At 59.8% G+C, this 16548-nt stretch carries 17 protein-coding genes; 8 read left to right on the forward strand and 9 right to left on the reverse strand.

All coding sequences use genetic code 11. The features are described 5' to 3' along the window. Position 1: 1 nt before the first annotated feature. The 3 genes from AB4O01_RS05805 (at position 2) to AB4O01_RS05815 (ending at position 4422) form a co-directional block, all read left to right on the forward strand. Entirely contained in the window at positions 2-307 is a 306-nt protein-coding gene (locus AB4O01_RS05805) for a DUF6482 family protein (RefSeq protein WP_034154117.1), read from the forward strand. Positions 308-632: 325 nt separating this feature from the next. Further along, a complete protein-coding gene (locus AB4O01_RS05810) occupies positions 633-3038 on the forward strand; it encodes a glucose/quinate/shikimate family membrane-bound PQQ-dependent dehydrogenase (RefSeq protein ID WP_460090956.1) in 2406 nt (801 codons plus the stop codon). An 85-nt stretch (positions 3039-3123) separates the two neighbouring features. Continuing rightward, complete coding sequence (locus AB4O01_RS05815) at positions 3124-4422, forward strand: carbohydrate porin (protein WP_460090957.1); 1299 nt, start codon at positions 3124-3126, stop codon at positions 4420-4422. A 63-nt stretch (positions 4423-4485) separates the two neighbouring features. Here the strand turns inward: AB4O01_RS05815 and AB4O01_RS05820 are convergent, their stop codons facing one another. Both AB4O01_RS05820 and AB4O01_RS05825 read right to left on the reverse strand, forming a co-directional pair. After that, positions 4486-4740, reverse strand: a complete 255-nt coding sequence (locus AB4O01_RS05820; protein WP_175559574.1) for a hypothetical protein — start codon at positions 4738-4740, stop codon at positions 4486-4488. Positions 4741-4906: 166 nt separating this feature from the next. Beyond that, a complete protein-coding gene (locus AB4O01_RS05825) occupies positions 4907-5554 on the reverse strand; it encodes a hydrolase (protein WP_093431462.1) in 648 nt (215 codons plus the stop codon). Between the two features lie 178 nt (positions 5555-5732). Between AB4O01_RS05825 and AB4O01_RS05830 the strand changes: the two genes are divergently transcribed. Together AB4O01_RS05830 and alaE are read left to right on the forward strand one after the other, a co-directional pair. Continuing rightward, on the forward strand, positions 5733-6656 hold the full coding sequence (locus tag AB4O01_RS05830) for a LysR family transcriptional regulator (RefSeq protein WP_460090958.1): 924 nt from the start codon (positions 5733-5735) through the stop codon (positions 6654-6656). A gap of 38 nt (positions 6657-6694) precedes the next feature. After that, positions 6695-7156, forward strand: a complete 462-nt coding sequence (gene alaE / locus AB4O01_RS05835; protein ID WP_460090960.1) for an L-alanine exporter AlaE — start codon at positions 6695-6697, stop codon at positions 7154-7156. A gap of 86 nt (positions 7157-7242) precedes the next feature. Here alaE and AB4O01_RS05840 read toward each other — a convergent pair whose 3' ends face one another. From AB4O01_RS05840 to AB4O01_RS05870, 7 genes are all read right to left on the reverse strand, one after another. Next, entirely contained in the window at positions 7243-7605 is a 363-nt protein-coding gene (locus tag AB4O01_RS05840; RefSeq protein ID WP_460090961.1) for a hypothetical protein, read from the reverse strand. A gap of 91 nt (positions 7606-7696) precedes the next feature. Next, positions 7697-8185 carry a DUF2867 domain-containing protein gene (locus AB4O01_RS05845; RefSeq protein WP_460090962.1) on the reverse strand — a complete coding sequence of 163 codons (489 nt, stop codon included), beginning with the start codon at positions 8183-8185 and terminating at the stop codon, positions 7697-7699. A 138-nt stretch (positions 8186-8323) separates the two neighbouring features. Continuing rightward, positions 8324-9670 carry a glutamine synthetase family protein gene (locus AB4O01_RS05850; RefSeq protein WP_460090963.1) on the reverse strand — a complete coding sequence of 449 codons (1347 nt, stop codon included), beginning with the start codon at positions 9668-9670 and terminating at the stop codon, positions 8324-8326. A 21-nt stretch (positions 9671-9691) separates the two neighbouring features. Then, a complete protein-coding gene (locus AB4O01_RS05855; RefSeq protein WP_093431445.1) occupies positions 9692-10249 on the reverse strand; it encodes a helix-turn-helix domain-containing protein in 558 nt (185 codons plus the stop codon). A gap of 13 nt (positions 10250-10262) precedes the next feature. Continuing rightward, positions 10263-11552 (reverse strand): NAD(P)/FAD-dependent oxidoreductase, encoded by a 1290-nt coding sequence (locus AB4O01_RS05860; RefSeq protein ID WP_460090964.1) that lies wholly within the window; start codon positions 11550-11552, stop codon positions 10263-10265. Positions 11553-11608: 56 nt separating this feature from the next. Then, a complete protein-coding gene (locus AB4O01_RS05865; protein ID WP_460090965.1) occupies positions 11609-12937 on the reverse strand; it encodes an ATP-binding protein in 1329 nt (442 codons plus the stop codon). Beyond that, positions 12934-13641, reverse strand: coding sequence for a response regulator (locus tag AB4O01_RS05870; RefSeq protein WP_320336738.1), 708 nt, complete (start codon positions 13639-13641; stop codon positions 12934-12936). The genes AB4O01_RS05865 and AB4O01_RS05870 overlap by 4 nt, the downstream gene beginning before the upstream one ends. Before the next feature lie 162 nt (positions 13642-13803). On the opposite strand from AB4O01_RS05870, the gene AB4O01_RS05875 reads away from it, so the two are divergent. From AB4O01_RS05875 to proP, 3 genes are all read left to right on the forward strand, one after another. Further along, positions 13804-14121, forward strand: coding sequence for a hypothetical protein (locus AB4O01_RS05875; protein ID WP_093431433.1), 318 nt, complete (start codon positions 13804-13806; stop codon positions 14119-14121). Continuing rightward, positions 14121-14780 carry a DUF3313 domain-containing protein gene (locus tag AB4O01_RS05880; protein ID WP_095049047.1) on the forward strand — a complete coding sequence of 220 codons (660 nt, stop codon included), beginning with the start codon at positions 14121-14123 and terminating at the stop codon, positions 14778-14780. Before AB4O01_RS05875 ends, AB4O01_RS05880 begins: the two co-directional genes overlap by 1 nt. A 251-nt stretch (positions 14781-15031) precedes the next feature. After that, positions 15032-16534: a glycine betaine/L-proline transporter ProP gene (gene proP / locus AB4O01_RS05885; protein ID WP_093431427.1), complete on the forward strand. Its 1503-nt coding sequence runs from the start codon at positions 15032-15034 to the stop codon at positions 16532-16534. Positions 16535-16548 lie beyond the last annotated feature (14 nt).

Below are 16548 nucleotides of genomic sequence, written 5' to 3' on the forward strand. Positions count from 1 at the left end.
CATGAACCTGCAAGCCCTCACCGAACGTGCGGCCAACAGTGAAATACGCGAACTGGAGCTGCTGTCACTCGAAGGTGGTTTTTATCTGGCGCGGATCCGCCTGGATCACGGCCAGTTCACCTTGCTGGATGACGCGGCCAAGCCGATGCACCTGCGCTCGATCACCCACCTGCGGGACTTGCTACAGACCGTGCCGGCCTTTCCCTGCGTACTGGTGCAGCAATGCGTGCACGACGAAATGTGCGGGCGCGATTCAGGGCCTGTCGAAGAGCTGCGCATTCCGTTTTCGCTCACTACGCCCGTATGAGTCGAACCACGCACATCAACTGGTAATGAGCGGGGCCTCCCCATTTGTCGCGTACCCGCTAAGCTGGTTTTACGGCCGTGCGTCAGTTGAACGTTGTTGTCTGACTGAAAACAGCAAAATACAAATGCTGTCATAACCATGATTTTTTCTGACAAAACGGCGTCTTTTGCAGGTTTTCAAAAGCTCTGCTGAAGCCTGTTAGAGCGCCATTTGCGGCCCAAGCGGGTTATCAAAAATCCAACAACGCTTTATTACTGAATTAGTGATTTAACTAGGTAGTTACCTAACTATATAATGCCCTCCTCATTTCAACGGGACATTCAACGTGAAGCAGAGTCAACGCCTCTCGGGCATATCAAAATTCATTCTGGTCGGGCTGGGCGTCGTCATCGCCCTGCTCGGCTTGGCGCTGGCTGCGGGCGGCGTGAAGTTGGTCAGCCTGGGAGGCTCGTGGTACTTCCTGGTGGGTGGCTTGGTCATGGCCGTTTCCGGTCTGCTGATCGCGCGCTACAAGCCAGCCGGTGCGTGGTTGTTTGCCGCGTTCCTGGTCGGAACAGCGATCTGGGCAGTGAGCGATGCCGGGCTGGTGTTCTGGCCAGTGTTCTCGCGACTGTTCATGTTCAGCGTGATCGGCCTGGTCGTGGCGCTGGTTTATCCTCTGCTCAAGCGTGCCAACGGCAGTGTTGCGGGTCGCGGCGCTTACGCTGTGGCTGCGGTGCTGGCGGTCGGCGTGGTTGTGGCGGCTGGCAACATGTTCGTCGCGCACCCGACCGTTGCCGCCACCGGCACTGGCCCGGGCCTGACCCCGGTCGAGCCGGACAAGGCACAAAAGGACTGGGCGCACTACGGTAATACCGAAGGTGGCAGCCGCTTCGCCGCGCTGGACCAGATCAACCGCAACAACGTCGACAAGCTGAAAGTCGCGTGGACCTACCACACCGGTGACGTCGCCGAGAGCGATGGCAATGGCGCTGAAGACCAGCTCACTCCGCTGCAGGTTGGCAACAAGGTGTTCATCTGCACCCCGCACAACAACCTGATCGCCCTTGATGCCGACACCGGTAAAGAGCTGTGGAAGAACGCGATCAACGCCCAGTCGAAAGTCTGGCAGCGTTGCCGTGGCATGGCCTATTTCGACGCCAGCGCTGCCATTGCTCAGCCAGCCAATTCGAAAATCATCGAAGCCAAACCGGCGCCGGCCGCCAACTGCCAGCGCCGTCTGCTGACCAACACCATTGATGCCCGTCTGATCGCGGTCGATGCTGACACCGGCGAGTTCTGCCAGGGTTTCGGCAACAACGGTCAGGTCGATCTGAAGGCCGGTTTGGGTAACGTGCCGGACAGCTACTATCAGTTGTCCTCCGCGCCGCTGATGGCCGGCACCACCGTGGTGGTTGGCGGTCGCGTGGCTGACAACGTGCAGACCGACATGCCCGGCGGCGTGATCCGTGGTTTTGACGTGATGACTGGTGCCATGCGCTGGGCCTTCGACCCGGGCAACCCGCAGGATAAAAAAGCGCCGGCAGACGGCAGCACCTATGTGCGCAGCACGCCGAACAGCTGGGCACCGATGTCCTATGATCCGGCGACCAACACCGTGTTCCTGCCGATGGGCAGCTCGTCTACCGACATTTATGGTGTCGAGCGCAGCAAACTCGATCACACCTACGGCGCTTCGATCCTCGCGCTGGACGCCACCAGTGGTGAAGAACGCTGGGTGTTCCAGACTGTGCACAACGATCTGTGGGACTTCGACCTGCCGATGCAGCCGAGCCTGATCGACTTCACCAAGGACGGCAAAACCGTACCGGCCGTGGTCATCGGCACCAAGGCCGGGCAGATCTACGTGCTCGACCGTGCCACCGGCAAACCGCTGACCGAGGTTAAAGAAGTCCCGGTCAAAGCGGCGAACATCCCGAACGAACCGTACTCGCCTACTCAGCCAAAATCGCTGGGCATGCCGCAAATCGGCGCACAGCACCTGACCGAATCGGACATGTGGGGCGCTACTCCGTACGATCAGTTGCTCTGCCGCATCGACTTCAAAGGCATGCGCTACGACGGGTTGTACACCGCGCCGGGCACCGACAAATCGCTGAGTTTCCCGGGTTCGCTGGGCGGCATGAACTGGGGCAGCATTTCCACTGACCCGGTGCACGGCTTCATCTTCGTCAACGACATGCGTCTGGGCCTGTGGATTCAGATGATCCCGTCGCAGAACAAAGGCCAGGCTGCTGGTGGCGGCGAAGCGCTGAACACGGGTATGGGCGCCGTGCCGTTGAAAGGCACGCCATACGCGGTGAACAAAAACCGCTTCCTGTCGGTAGCCGGCATTCCGTGCCAGGCTCCACCGTTCGGCACACTGACTGCGATCGACATGAAAACCCAGAAAGTCGCCTGGCAGGTTCCGGTCGGTACCGTTGAAGACACCGGTCCACTGGGCATCCGCATGCACCTGCCGATCAAGATTGGTCTGCCAACCCTCGGCGGCACCCTGTCGACCCAAGGTGGTTTGATCTTCATCGCCGGCACCCAGGACTTCTACCTGCGCGCGTTCAACAGCGGCAACGGTGAAGAAGTCTGGAAAGCACGTCTGCCGGTCGGCAGCCAAGGTGGCCCGATGACCTATGTTTCGCCGAAAACCGGCAAGCAATACATCGTTATCACCGCCGGTGGCGCGCGTCAGTCGACCGATCGCGGCGACTACGTGATGGCTTACGCCCTGCCGTAAACCACGGTGTTCACGTAAAGCGCGGCACCTTCGGGTGCCGCGCTGCTTTCCCCCTATTGCTCATGTTTTTTGCAGGAAGATTTACATGCTATCGGCTGTTGGTTTTTCCCGTTCCGACCTGTTCAAAGGCCTGTTGCTGGGCCTGACGTGCACCACCGCTCTCCCCGCGCTGGCCGACATCGATTCCGATTTGTTGACCCGCAGCACCCTCACTGGTGACTGGGGTGGCTTGCGTCACCAGATGGATGAACAGGGCATCAAGTTCACTGGCGACTACAGCGGCGAAATGGCTTACAACGCCGACGGTGGCTTGCATCGCTCGGCGCGTTACTCGCAGAACATCAAGCTCGGCGTGCAGTTCGACCTGAGCAAACTGTACGGCGTAGACAACGCCGGCAAGGTCCAGTTGACCATCAACGATCGTCGCGGCAACAGCGCCTCGGAAGATCTGGTCGGCAACCGTCTGCCGATCCAGGAAAACTACGGTGGCCTGTACACGCGCCTGACCGAACTGAGTTACGAGCACACGCTGTTCACTCCAGCGCTCAATGTGAAACTCGGCTACATGGCCATGGGCAACGACCTCGGCGGCCTCGACAGCGGCATTCTGTGCAACTTCATGAACGCCGGTTTCTGCGGCCATCCGCTGAACATGTCCGGCGGCAGCGGCTGGACCAACTACCCCAATGCGCGCCTCGGTGTGCGGGTGAAATACGACCTGTCGTCGTCGTGGCAACTGCGCGTGGCCGCGTTCAACGTCGACCCCGAGAGCAACGGCAACTCCAGCCGCGCCTGGCACCTTGATCCGAAACACACCACCGGCACCGTGGTGCCGATCGAGCTGGTTTACAAACACGCGGGCGCCCTGCCCGGCGAATACAAGCTCGGCTACTACTACGACAGCTCCGACGTAAAACGCATCGGCAGCGACAAAGAAGTGTCCGGTCGCGGCGGTCATTATCTGCTGATCGACCAGGCCGTCTGGAGTTCGTCGACGTCCGAAGGCCGCAGCTTGCACGCGTTCGGCCAATACTCGGCGGCCAGCGAAGCGGCGTCGCCGTTCAGCAAGTGGTACGGCACCGGCGTGGTGCTGTACAAACCGTTCGAGGGTCGCCCGCGAGACACCGTCGCGCTGGGTTATGGTCGCGCCGTGCCGAACCCGCGCAGCCGCGATGTGCAGCAGGACGCCGCATTGAACAACGGCACGGCGTTCCCGAACCTGGACAGCGCCGAGCAACTGATCGAACTCGGCTACGGTTATCAGGCCACGCCTTGGCTGACCCTGCGCCCAAATGTGCAGTACATCATCGAGCCGGGCGCGTTTTCCGGGCAGGACATCGACAATGCGCTGGTGATTGGCTTGCAGGTCAAAGCGGCGCTCTGATCTCCAAATAGCAGACAATAAAAAACCCGGCGCGAATTGCCGGGTTTTTTCTTGCCTTCAAGATCACTTTTTCTTTTTGGCCGGCTTATCAGCCTTCTTCGAATCCTTGGCCTTCTCAGGCTTGCTGTCGGCTTTTTTCGCCGACTTCTTGGGCTCGGCGTCTTTCTTCTTGTCTTTCTTGTCGGAAGACTTTGAAAGCGTCGAAGCTGCCGCTGATTTCTTTTCTGGTGATGACTTTTTGTCTTTCAGATCCTTGCTGGCTTTCGAAGCGTCACCTTTGTCTTTGCTTTTCTTTTCGTCTTTAGCCACGTTGACCACCTCTCGGAGTGTGCCGTTATTGACACATCGCCTGTGCGATTGACCACAAGCTAATCATTAGGCGAGCGGCTCCGACAGCGGTTCAGATTATTTTCAAACGTTGAAACAGGCCAAATGAAGGCAGCGCCGGCTATCGCCCACGCCACCTTCAGCAACACCTGGTGAATCAGGCCTTGTTGCCCGCTGCTTCCAGCGCCTTTTCAGCATTGAAACCGTCGAAGTTTTCGAACACGCCCATAAAGCCTGGCACGGTCACCTCGCGCGCCCAGTCGCGCTGCAGTTCGCAGTACATCTGTACCCGGCTGATAAGCTTCGCCCCCGCCTGCTCCATTCGGCGCAACGCTGCCTCGTGTGCGGCGAGCGACGTGCCGCCCACCGCATCGACCGGCACGTAAACTTCATAGCCTTCCTGAATAGCGTCGAGCACCGGGAAGGTCAGGCAGGCTTCGGTCCACAGCGCGGTCATGATCAGTTTCTTGCGCCCGAGCGCTTTGACTGCCTGCTTGAACCCGGTGTCCTCCCAACTGTTGATCGACGTGCGGTCATAGGTGGGCAGATGGCCGAGTACCGCTTGCAACTCTTGAATCGGCGGTTTGTTGCGACCGGTCGCGACATTGACGGTCGAGTGGATGATCGGCAGGTTGTAGTTGAGCGCCGCCTTCGCAACGCTGGTGATATTGAAGACCAGTTCATCCCGTGGCATCGAGCGGATCGAAGACACCTGAACCGGTTGATAGTCGATGATGATCAACGCTGAATTGTCGGGCGTCAGGAGTTGATCGGTGTGCGGGTTACGGATGGGTTCGCTTGCCATTTGCAGGTCCTTTTGTATGGGTAACGCACGTCGGTAAAACGGCCGGAGCCCGTGCAGTTTTTGGTTCCAGAACGCACGCGAGTGACGCCGTGCCTGGAAAACCCATTGTGCTGTTCCCCTATTCGCAGCAGTAGTAGCATCCCGAGGCGAACTGTGTCGCGCCAAGGGGAACGCGAGAATGGATATCGAAGAACTGCAAACCTTCGTCGAAGTGGCCGATGCCGGGGGCATTTCACAGGCAGCGCTGCGGCTCGGGGTTTCGAAATCAATCGTCAGCCGCCGTCTGGCGCGGCTTGAAGCGGAACTCGGCGTGCAACTGCTGGCACGCTCGACGCGCGGGGCATCACTCACCGAGGCCGGCGCGACGTTCCGCGATTACGCCGCCCGAGTCTGCAGCGAAATCGACATCGCCAAGGAAACCATCCTGCCCGCCGGCGCCCTGCGCGGTCGCTTGCGCGTGGCGGTGCCGTTGTCGTTCGGGCCAACGCACTTCGCCCCGGTGCTGGCGGAAATGGCTCGCCGTCATCCTCAGTTGCACATGCAGACCTGCTACAGCGATCGCTTCGTTGACCTGATTACCGAGGGCTATGATTGCGCCATTCGCGTGGGTTACCTGCAGGACTCCAACTTGATCGCGAGGCGTATCGGCCCGGTCTACACCAAGCTCGTCGCAAGCCCCGAATACATCAAAGCGCACGGCGCCCCGGAAACCCCGGACGAACTGCACGCCCATCAGGCGCTCATGCAAGGCACCGAAGCCTGGCAATTCATGGCGGCTGACAAGGTCATCACGGTTCGCCCGCAAGGACGCTTCAAGGCTGACAACGGCACGGCCCTCGCCGCAGCCGCGGCTGCCGGCCTCGGTATCGCCTACCTGCCCGATTGCCTCACCCACGAACACATTGCCTCGGGTGCACTCGTGCCGATCATGACTAACCATCCCCCGCCCCCGGCCGGTGCCTACCTCCTCCGCGCGCCGGGCCCGCATCCCGCGCGCAAGATACGCGTGCTCACGGATCTGCTGATCGAGTACTTCGGCGAATCTCCGCACCTCGCCGTGCAGCCGCTGTCACAGCACGATGAAATGTCGGCGTCCAGCTGAGGAAAGATCAGTCCCGAAGCCATGAAAGGAGAAGTGAGGTGCCGCAACGCCTGCAACAGTCAACGCGTCGGACTGCATTTATCGCAGACACCACAGCGCTGATCCTGTTTTTCACCATCACCGGCATCCTCAATGAACGTTTCATTGCCGGCATGACGTGGGATCAGGTTCTGCACGCGCGCCTGCTGGGCGCGGTGCTGATGATTCCGGTCGCGCGACCTTACGGTATCTGGCGCGATTGGGTGATGACACGAGCCAGTCAGGGTCGGGTGTCGAGGTTGTTATGGGACAGCATCGCCCTGGTCAGTTTTCAGGTGCCCATCTATGCCGCGATCATTGGCTTCAGTGGTGCATCGGGCGAAGGTCTGGTGCGCGGCACACTGGGTGCGGCCGTGATGATGCTGGCTCTGGGGCGACCCTATGGGGCGTTTCTTAATCGGGTGCGGAAGCTGTTTGGTTTGCCGCCGGGTGGGGACAAGCCGATGTCGTTGAAGGGTTGAGTGGCTGGGGAAAATTTCAGGGAAGACCCCATTCAGAAAAACGTGATCTGTTCTTTAATCCCGCTCTACTGGCCAGTTTCAGCAGTTCATGCTCTTGCTCCGGTTTCATAAAAGTGGTCAACGCAATAGGCTCTTCCCTTGAGTACAGGTTGCTGGCAGTCCTTCGCCAGACAAGCAGATGTATCCAGACCGCCATGATTTTCGACCATGCGCAGCTTTATCAAAGTTTCCATTTCAGCTGATTCCCAGCCCTCGGGCGAGTCCAGTTTGCGGGCGTACAGGGTTTGATATTTATCCCACTCATCCGCTCGCCAAAGCTGCCCGCACCCGGCACATTGCAATAGTTTGATCCAGTCCCCCGTCGCCAGGCAGCGCATTCCTGCGACAAACGCCGTGTAACGCTGACTGATATCTACCAGGTTGTTTTGACCGTTGCAGGTGCATTGCATGGTTCCACTCCAAATCTTCTTGCTGCTACTCGTTCCACAGTCAACGTCTGCCTCTGCCCCACCGCGGCTGTCCCGGCGCGGGCACCGTTAACTACACTTCGGCGGCGCCTGTATTCCGCTTGAGACGCTCAAGGTCCCTATTGACCAGCACCTTATGGACTACGCCCACCGGCAACATATAGACGCGCCCAAAGACGTTATGCGTTACGACAGACGATGTGATTGTGAACACATGATCTGTTATCGACAGGCAAATCATGACATCCAGATGTCGGTCTCTTACGCTCAGAACGAGCACGTCGGGGCCACTATGCTCCACCAGAAAAAAATCCAGCTTTTCGCCAGCCTGTATTGCCTCTCGACGGGCGCCAGAGAAACCGCCGATGCGCTTCACGCCAACTAACGAGCAAATCGCATCCCTCGTTCGAAACGCCAGTCGCATGACCAGTCCCGGCTTGGCCCGCATGCAGTTCCAGGCTTCAAGAGTGGTTATTTCAACAGGCAGCAGCACCGATCGGCTGTGATAGTAATCAAGATCAGGCAATGCCCTCAGGGTGTGAGCAGGTGAAGGGGTGGTCATACATGATTCCTTTCAATGGGCCGATTTGTTACTCGACATCACTTTCCTTGCGTCTCTGCGCAACGCGATTTCCACGCCAGCAGACGTGCAATGCGCGTAAAAGCGGCCATTCAAGGCGCGCTCTGGATAAGCACCGGGTCACAAATACCAGCGATACTCCCGCGCACTGATCTCCTGCATAAACGCCAAATGATCCTGGCGTTTATTCTCGCAATACACATCCACAAACTCCGCGCCCAACCCTTCCCGCAACTGCGGCTGATGTTGCATCGCACGCACTGCCTCGAACATCTCTTTAGGGAAGTCGATCCCGCTGCTGCGATCTTCATTCAGCGGTGTGATCGGTTCCTTGCCCGACGCCAGCCCGTGTTCAAGCCCCACCAGAATCGCCGCCAGCACCAGATACGGATTGGCGTCCGCGCCCGCCAAGCGATATTCAACCCGCAAATTCTTCGCGTCCGACTCGGGAATCCGCAGACACGCATCACGATCCTCAAAACCCCAACTGGCCTTGGTCGCGGTGTTCACCGTGCCGCCCAATCGGCGCATGGCGTTCTGGTTCGGCGCGAAGATCGGCATGCTGTGCGGCAGTAATTCCAGGCACCCCGCGACTGCATGGCGTAGCGGCTGCTGCTCATTGGCCGCCAACAGATTATTGCCGGCTGCGTCGTACAAACTGACATGCACATGCATACCGCTGCCCGGATGTTGCAAGTACGGCTTGGCCATGAAACTGGCGCGATAACCATGCTTGAGCGCCACACCGCGCGTGCTGCGGCAGAATAACGCCGCCCAATCCGCCGCACGCAAACCGTCGTCGAGATGGCCGAAGTTGATTTCAAACTGTCCGGGGCCGAGTTCAGCGGTAATCACCGTGGCGTCGATGCCCTGCGCCCGAGTGGCTTCGACCATTTCATCCAGCACCGGCGCGAAGCGTGAAAGCCGCTCGATGTGCAGGTTCGGTTGATCATCGGCGTCGTCAGTCAGGTCGTCGCGGGGGAATTGCGGCAGACCGTCGCGCAGCTTTTTATCGAACAGGTAGAACTCCAGCTCAAAGGCCACCACCGGGTGAATGCCTTTGCGCGCCAGGCGCTTAAGCACCTGTGCGAGCACTTCACGGGGTTCGAATTCGATCGGCTTTTCAGTGCCGTCGGAAGTGATCAGCATCTGCCCCAGCGGCTGCGCTTCCCATGTCACCGGTTTCAGTGTGCCCGGCACCAGACGGCGCACGGCATCCGGGTCGCCGTCGTTGAAGCAGTAATCGCCAATCGGGAACAAACCACCCTGCACGCCCAACAGTACGCAATTCTGCGGCAGCTTCAGTACGCTGCCGGCGGCGACTTTTTCGAGCATGTCTACCGGATAACGCTTGCCGTAAAAATGCCCCGGGATGTCCAGGCAAATCAGGTCGACATAACGCACCTCGGGGTAGCGTTGGCGAAACGCCCGTACTTCGGCGAGCAGGTCAGCGCAGACAGCGTCCATCGTGTTCATCCTTTATGGTTATCAGGTGTAGACCCAGAGCACGCGGGTGAGCTGCTCGGTGAGGTTGCCGTAGCGGCAGCGGGTATGACTGTCGAACTGAAAGCTGTCGCCGGCCTTCAACGTAGCCGGCTCTTCATCGTCGCCCAGCCACAACGTCAGTTCGCCTTCGAGGACGTAACCGCCCTGCTCCGAGCTGTCGGTCAGATGGCGATCGCCGCTGCTGGCGCCGGCTTCGAGATGACTTTCGAGCATGGAGAACGAGGCGCGCATCTGCGGCGATACCAGAATGTCGGTGATGCCATTGGCGTAATACAGCGTGCGACGCTCGTCCGGGCGCGTCACCCACGGCAATTCCTTGGGCTTGGGCAGGCTGTAGAAATACGTGGTCGGCACGCCGAAGGTTTCGCTGATCGCAGTCAGGTCCGCCACGGTAGGCCGCGACAAACCGCGCTCGACCTGCGACAGGAAGCCGACCGAACGGCCGATCTTGTCGGCCAGTTCCTTGAGGGTCCATTTCTTGTGCTTGCGCAGGTCGTGGATGAGGATCGCCAGCGCGGCGATTTCTTCTTGCTTGTTCATGGTCAAAGTCTCATCAAATGCTGTCGCGCAGTCGATACCAGGCCTTGCCGATGGCTTCCAGCGGTGCCGCGAAATGTTTGCCACCGGGAAAACGGCCATTGCTCAGGCCCTGGTACAACGCCAATTCATCGCTATCGCCGAGGATCGCATGGGACACCGCACGTGCGGCGGCCAATGTCGGCAGGACGCCGTGTCCCGAGTAGCCTTGCAGCCAATAACGGTTACCCTCGCCGCCAACGTCCGGCGTGCGGTTGATCGTCAGGTCGATATGCCCGCCCCAGGCAAACTCGATGCCGACACCCTGAAGCTGCGGGAATACTCGCTCAAGAAACGGCCTCGTCGCCGCCGCAATGTCCTTGGGCATGCCGCCCAGGTAAGTGCAGCCGCCGCCGAACAACAAGCGGTTGTCCGGTGTGCGGCGGAAGTAATCGAGGACGAACTGGTTGTCGGTCACGCAAACGTTGCGCGGCAACAGCGCGCTGGCCTGCTCAGGGGTGAGCGGTGCAGTGGCGACCTGATAAGTGCCCACCGGCAGAATGCAACTGGACAGTTGCGGGTCGAGTTCATCGAGGTAGGCATTGCAGGCCAACACCAGCACATCGGCGCGCACCAAACCGCGCTCGGTGTTGACCCGAAAGCCGTCGCCCTGCTCCTGATAACTCAGCGCTTTGCTTTGTTCATGAATACGTCCGCCGGCCCGCTCGATGGCGGCCGCCAGGCCCAAGGCCAGTTTCAGAGGATTGAGGTGTGCGCCCTCAGGATCGTAAAGCCCGGCCTGATAGCGATCGGTGGCCACCCATTCCGGCAATTGTTCACGAGGGATGAACTGCAACGCATCGTGGCCCCACTTGTGGCTGGCCTCATGTTGCCATTCGCTGAGCAGGCTGACCCGCCGTGGCATCACCGACGTCCACAAATGCCCGGGGCGATAGTCGCAATCGAAACCATGGCGGCCGGGCAATTCGCGCAGTTCGTCGGCAGCCCAGCGCATGCCATCCCAAAGCCGTCTGGCCCGCTCATAACCGAGCGCGGCTTCCAGCGGCGGCATGTCGCACGACCAGCCGAGAATCGCCTGACCGCCATTGCGCCCCGACGCCGCCCACGCCACGCGACTGGCTTCCAGCACCATCACGCGCTTGCCAGCCAAGGCCAGACGCAGCGCCGTGTGCAGACCACTGAAACCGGCGCCGATGATCACCACGTCGGCGTCATGTTCGCCTTCCAGCACCACTCGATCACGCAGAATATCGGCGCAACTGTGGGCGTAATAGCTGTCGACGTGCTGGCTGGATTGCTGAAACATTCACGATCCCATGAAATTTGTTTCTTGTAATTTCATGAAAATCTACAGAAGAAATTTCACACAGGCAACTCGACCTTCGCGATCAACCCTCCGCTCTTGCGATTGCTCAGCGTCAATTCACCGCCCTGCTCACGGACGATGGCTCGCGCTGCGGAAAGACCCAGACCCACACCGCCGGTGTCACGATTGCGTGAAGTCTCCAGCCGAAAGAACGGATCGAAGACCTGCTCCAACGCCACCTCGGGAATGCCGGGGCCTTCGTCGCTGACCTCGATGCGAATCGAATACTCGTCACGCTTCAACGCAATGACCGGACGCTGCGCATACTTCAGCGCATTCTCCAGCAGATTGACGATCACCCGTTTGATCCCCAGTGGCCGGCCTTCATACACCAAATGCGCCGGGCCGCCGAAGTCGACATTGATCTGCTGATCACGGTAATCGTCGACGATGGTTTGCAGCAGCTCCGACAGATCAAATGCTGTGGTTTGCTCGCGATGGGTGTCTTCGCGGAAGAACGCCAGCGCGGCGTTGATCATCGACTGCATCTCTTCAACGTCGCGAATCAGTTTGCCCTGATGATCGAGGTCTTCCATGAACTCACTGCGCAAACGCATGCGCGTCAGCGGCGCACGTAAGTCATGGGAGATCGACGCCAGCATGTGCGTACGCTCGGCAATGAAATGCTGGATCTGCGCCTGCATGGTGTTGAAAGCGATGATCGCTTGACGGATTTCGTCGGGGCCTTCGAGCTTGATCGGCGGTGCGCGCAGATCGGTGCCAAATCGTCTGGCGGCACGCGTAAAGCGCTGCAACGGATTGGCCAGTTGCCGGGTGGCGACCCAGGCGACGAGCAATGTGGCAATCAGTCCCAACGCGATGACGATCACGATACGCACGCCAAACTCCAGACCCCAACTGCGCTCCGGCGGGATAAAGGATAACCAACTGCCATCGACCAATTGCACGACGGCGGCGTAATGCGCCTGGGCACTGCCTTTCGGCCAGTCGCCCGGGCTGAACACCTCGATTTTTCGATCATTGCCCAGCAGTTGCTGCAGCACCGGCACCCGGCTCGCTGGCAGGCGAAGGCCGTCATTGGGCAGATCGAAGTCGGCGCGCTGTGCTTTCCATGACACTTGCAGCATGGCGCTGCTCGCCGCTGCGGCCAGTTGCGGGCGCAGGTTGGCCGGGGCGGCTTCGATCACCCGCGAGGTCGCCGCAATCTGCTCGAGCAGACCGGTGCGTTCAATCGGTGGCCGCGCCCAGATCCCGGCGACTTGCACGAACAGCGCATTCAACGCCAGCGACGCGACCATCGCCGCAATGATGGTCAGGGCGATGCGCCGGCGCAGGGTGTCGCCACGCCACAGTCGGCGAATCACGAGCGGCTGACCTTGGCGGTGAACAGATATCCGCCGTTGCGCACGGTACGGATCAGGTCCGGGCGCTTGCTGTCCGGCTCGATCTTGCGCCGCAGGCGACTGACTTGCACATCGATGCTGCGGTCGAAAGCGTCATGGCCATGGCCGTGGGTCAGGTCGATCAACTGTTCGCGGGTCAGAATGCGTTGCGGATGATCGAGGAACACCACCAGCAAATCGAACTCGCCGCCGGACAGTGGAATCATCACGTTTTCCGGCGAGCGCAGTTCGCGACAGGTGATGTCCAGATGCCAACCGGCGAAGCCGATCACCGGGCGTGATGGTTCAACCGGATGCCGCTGTTCACTGGCACGACGCTGCAAGGCGCGCACCCGCGCGAGCAGTTCCTGCGGGGCGAACGGTTTGGTCAGATAGTCGTCCGCGCCCAGTTCCAGCCCGACAATGCGATCACTCAGTTCGGCCATGGCAGTGAGCATGATGATCGGAATGCCCAGTTGCGTATGCACCTTCTGGCACAGGCTCAAACCGCTTTCGCCGGGCATCATCAGATCAAGAATGATCGTGTCCGGACGGTTCTGCGCGATCGCCGCCCACATGGCCTCGCCATGCGGCGCGACGTCGACTTCATAGGCGTGCTGCACGAAGAATTTCTTCAGCAGCGCGAGAATTTCCACGTCGTCGTCGACGAACAGCAGTCTGCTCACAGTTACAGATCCATGCGGCGAAAAAACGCCAATCTAAAGCCATTTCGCCGCCCGGGTCATTTATTTCAATCGAGCAACATTTCTACGCGCCAGACATCAAGCGGACATTCTCTGGCAAAACCGCGCGGGCATTCTGCGGCCATTCCAATCCAGGGGGTTCGCATGAAGCTATTGAACGACAACCATTGCGCCGAGGGGCACAACAGCAATCGTCCCTTGATCCTCAGCCAGCGCACCGCCGCGCTCGGCCCCGACACGCCGATTGTGTTTCAGGAGTCGTGCCTGAGCGTTTCCAGCGATCAGAGCCGCATCGTCCTGCGCCGCTACTTCGAGCAGTTCAGCCCGACCAATGCGCACTGGGTCGAATACGTCCACAGCATCGCTGCCGCCGACCTGATCCAATGGATCATGAGCCACGGCCAGTTGCACATCGAATGCTCGGACAGCATCGCCACGCAACCTCACAAGGAAACCCGTTAATGACCCGCACGCATTCGCTGTCGCTGGCCCTCGCCACCACCCTGAGCCTGTCCGCCTGCAGCAGTAACAAGGTCGAACACAGCGGTTTTCTGCATGACTACAGCGTCTTGGCCGAGCGCCAGTCGCCGTCCGGTCAGCCGGTGCTGGCGTGGGTCAGCCCGGCACTCGCCCGGGGCCGATATACCCAGGTTTACCTGGCGCCAAGCCAGTTTTACCCGAGTGCCGAGCCGACTTCGCGGATTCCGCTGAGCACGCTGTCCGGGGTTACTGACTACTACGATGCGGCGCTGCGACTGGAATTGGGCAAGGTGATGCATCTGGTCAACCAACCGGGGCCGAACACGTTGGTGGTGCGCCCCGCCATCACCCAAGTGGCGACCAGCACTCAGGGTTTGCGCTTTTATGAGTGGCTGCCCGTCACTCTCGTCGCTGCCGGTGTGAGCACGGCGACCGGCATCCGTGATCAGGACAGTCAGGTCGCCACCGAGGTTTCGTTCGAGGACGGTTCGACCGGCGAAGTGATTGCCGAAGTGGTGCGCAAAGGCACCGGCGTGCCGCTGGAGAACGACAAGCAGGTGTTGACTGCCGACGACGTCAAAGTGGTGCTGGATGGCTGGGCCAGCGACCTGCGGCAATCGTATACGGCCATCCGCCGGTAAACACATATCCCCCTGTAGGAGCTGCCGAAGGCTGCGATCTTGTTGGGACGCGGAGCGTCCCCGGCTGCATTCCCACGCAGAGCGTGGGAACGATCAATCGCAGCCTTCGGCAGCTCCTACACCGGTGTGCCAGGAAAAAAAGCGCCGGGCAGTGAATTATTTCGTGTCCTCATGTATCTGAGCCAAAGAGTACGCGCCATCAAAAAGATGGCATCTACGCGGCACGATGGATCAGCAAAGAGAAGACCCGGATGAAATCACGCAAGAAAACCGTCAAGCCGATCGGCCTGAACGACATCACCATTGTCGACGACGCCAAGATGCGCAAAGCGATTACCGCTGCCGCCCTGGGCAATGCCATGGAATGGTTCGACTTTGGTGTCTACGGCTTCGTCGCCTATGTACTCGGCAAAGTGTTCTTCCCCGGTGCCGACCCCGGCACACAGATGATCGCCGCGCTGGCGACGTTCTCGGTGCCCTTCCTGATTCGGCCGCTGGGCGGCTTGTTCTTCGGCGCCTTGGGCGACAAGTACGGGCGACAGAAAGTCCTCGCCGCGACCATCGTGATCATGTCGCTCAGCACCTTTGCCATCGGCCTGATTCCGTCCTATGCCTCGATTGGCATCTGGGCACCGATCCTGCTGTTGCTGGCAAAAATGGCCCAGGGTTTCTCGGTCGGTGGCGAATACACTGGTGCGTCAATCTTCGTCGCTGAATATGCGCCGGACCGCAAGCGTGGCTTCCTCGGCAGTTGGCTGGATTTTGGCTCGATTGCCGGTTTCGTCCTCGGTGCCGGTGTGGTGGTGTTGATCTCGACGACGCTCGGCGAAGCGAAGTTCGAGGAATGGGGCTGGCGTCTGCCGTTCTTCCTCGCGTTGCCGCTGGGCATGATCGGTCTCTATTTGCGCCACGCCCTGGAAGAAACCCCGGCGTTCCAGCAGCACGTCGAAAAGCTTGAGCAAGGCGATCGTGAAGGCCTCGCCGGTGGCCCGAAAGTCTCTTTCAAGGAGGTCGCGACCAAACACTGGCGCAGCCTGATGACCTGCATCGGCGTGGTGGCGGTGACCAACGTCACCTACTACATGCTGCTCACCTATATGCCGAGTTACCTCTCGCACAATCTGCACTACAGCGAAAACCGTGGCGTGTTGATCATCATCGCGATCATGGTCGGCATGCTCTTCGTACAACCGGCGATTGGCTTCATCAGCGACAAGATCGGCCGCAAGCCTTTCATCGTCGTCGGCAGCATCGGCTTGTTCATTCTGGCGATCCCGGCGTTCATGCTGATCAACAGCGGCAAGATCGGTTTGATCTTCGCCGGTCTGCTGATGCTGGCCGTGCTGCTGAACTTCTTTATCGGCGTCATGGCCTCGACCCTGCCGGCGATGTTTCCCACGCACATTCGCTACAGCGCGCTGGCGGCTGCTTTCAACGTCTCGGTATTGATCGCCGGCCTGACTCCGACCGTGGTCGCGTGGCTGGTCGAGAGCACCAATAATCTGTACATGCCGGCGTATTACCTGATGGTCATCGCCGTGATCGGTCTGGCCACCGGGGTGACCATGAAGGAAACCGCGAACAAGCCATTGCGCGGTGCCGCGCCGGCAGCCTCGGACCTCGAGGAAGCCAAGGAACTGCTGCAAGAACATCACGACAATATCGAGCAGAAAATCGAGGACATAGACGCCGAAATCGCTGCGCTGGAAGCCAAGCGCAAGGAACTGGTGCAGCAGCATCCGCGAATTAACTGAGTCGCTTTATTCAC

The organism is Pseudomonas sp. S2_E02, from assembly GCF_054668355.1.